The sequence below is a fragment of the Xanthobacter sp. BG11Y11_SDJG genome (genome assembly GCF_057364445.1).
Genome location: NZ_JBNFNU010000541.1, coordinates 1 through 2,247, shown reverse-complemented (window position 1 = coordinate 2,247; position 2,247 = coordinate 1). Strand labels below are relative to the sequence as shown.

At 69.9% G+C, this 2,247-nt stretch carries 1 protein-coding gene and 1 pseudogene; both read left to right on the top strand.

Annotation, left to right across the window (positions count from 1 at the left end; all coding sequences use genetic code 11):
* The coding region (locus AC2W7M_RS24125) for an ArsR/SmtB family transcription factor (protein WP_486135523.1) at positions 1 to 280 on the top strand (280 nt) is incomplete at its 5' end.
* A gap of 7 nt (positions 281 to 287) precedes the next feature.
* A pseudogene (locus AC2W7M_RS24120) lies at positions 288 to 2,232 on the top strand (ABCB family ABC transporter ATP-binding protein/permease).
* Positions 2,233 to 2,247: the final 15 nt, after the last annotated feature.

Here is a 2,247-nt window from a genome sequence, read left to right as displayed (position 1 = left end):
CGCGCTCGGCCATCCGGCGCGGCTCGCGGCGCTGCGGATGCTGGCGCGGCGCGACTGCTGCCCCTGCGGCGACATCGTGCGCGAACTGCCGCTGGCGCAATCCACCGTCTCCGAGCACCTCAAGGTGATGGTCGCCGCGGGCCTCGTCTCGGCCCGGCCGGACGGCCAGCGCACCCGCTACCAGATCGACGCCGCGGCGGTGCGCCGCCTCAAGGGCGAACTCGACGCCTTCTTCGACCGGCTGCTCCCTGCGCCCGCACCGGGCGCGGAGCACGACTAGGAACATCATGTCCCCGACCCCGAATTCCGTCCGCGATCCGTCCCTTCCGCCGCCGCCCGGCGCGCGCCTCGCCGCCACCGTGCGCGCGCTGTGGCCCTATCTGTGGCCCGCCGACCGGCCCGACCTGAAGCGCCGGGTGATCTTCACCTTCCTGCTGCTGTTCGCCGCCAAGGGCGCCACCATGGTGGTGCCATTCGTGTTCAAGTGGGCCACCGACGCGCTCGCCGCGGAGGCGGACGGCCAGGGCGACGGAGCGGCCATCGCCTTCCTCCTCGCGCGCCGATCCTGCTCACTTTGGCCTACGGCTTCGCCCGCATCACCATGGCCGGGATCACCCAATTGCGCGACGGACTGTTCGCGCGGGTGGCGCTGCATGCGGTGCGCAAGCTCGCCATGGTCACGTTCCGCCACATGCACCAGCTCTCGCTGCGCTTCCACCTGGAGCGGCGCACCGGCGGGCTCACCCGCATCCTGGAGCGGGCGCGCGACGGCATCGAGACCATCGTGCGCATGCTGATGCTCCAGCTCGCGCCGACCATCGTCGAGCTGGTGATGGTGCTGGGCGTGCTCTATTTCGCCTTCGACTGGCGCTATGCGGCGGTGGTGGCGGTGACGGTCGCGCTCTACACCGCCTTCACCTACAAGGCGAGCGAGTGGCGCATCGCCATCCGCCGGGAGATGAACGAGAGCGACACCGACGCCGCCTCCAAGGCGGTGGACAGCCTGCTCAACTACGAGACGGTGAAGTATTTCGGCGCCGAAAATGGGAGGCCGCCCGCTACGACCGCTCGGTGGCGCGCTACGAGAAGGCCACCGTCAACACCTATACTTCGCTCGCCTGGCTCAATGCCGGGCAGGCGCTGATCTTCTCCCTCGGCCTCACGGCGCTGATGGCGCTGTGCGTGATGGACATCCGCGCCGGGCGGCAGAGCGTCGGCTCGTTCGTCATGGTCAACGCCATGATGATCCAGTTCTACGTTCCCCTGAACTTCCTCGGCATGATCTATCGCGAGATCAAGCAGGCCATGGTGGACATCGAGGCCATGTTCGCCGTGCTGGCGCGCGATCCCGAGATCACCGATGCGCCGGGCGCGCCGGACCTTGTGGTGTCCGGCGGCACGGTGCGGTTCGAGGACGTGCGCTTCGCCTACGATCCCGAGCGCGAGATCCTGAAGGGCGTGACCTTCGAGGTGCCGGCGGGGCGGACGGTCGCCATCGTCGGACCGTCCGGGGCGGGCAAGTCGACACTCTCGCGCCTGCTGTTCCGCTTCTACGACATCTCCTCGGGCCGCATCACCATCGACGGTCAGGACATCCGCAAGGTGACGCAGGACAGCCTGCGCGCCGCCATCGGCATGGTGCCGCAGGACACCGTGCTGTTCAACGACACCATCGCCTACAACATCCGCTACGGAAGGCCAGGCGCCTCCGACGCCGAGGTGGAGGAGGCGGCGCGCCTCGCCCAGATCGACGGCTTCATCCGCGCGACCCCGCACGGCTTCAAGACCGAGGTGGGCGAGCGCGGCCTCAAGCTCTCCGGCGGCGAGAAACAGCGCGTGGCCATAGCCCGCACCATTCTGAAGGCGCCGCCCATATTGGTGCTGGACGAGGCGACCAGCGCCCTCGACAGCCACACCGAGCGGGAGATCCAGACCGCGCTCGACCGGGTCTCGGAAGGCCGCACCACGCTCGTCATCGCCCATCGCCTGTCGACGGTGGTCGGGGCGGACGAAATCCTGGTGCTGGCCGAGGGACGCGTCGCCGAGCGCGGCAGCCACGCGGCGCTGCTGGCGAAGGGCGGCCTCTACGCCGCCTTGTGGAATCGCCAGCGCGAGGCCGAGAGCGCGCAGGAGAAGGTGCGCGCCGCGGAAGAGGTGCTCGCCGGCCGCGAGCACACTTTGCCGCGCGACATGGACCCGGACCTGCGCGAGGACGCGCCCAGCGCGGCGTGAGGGCGCGGACGACGG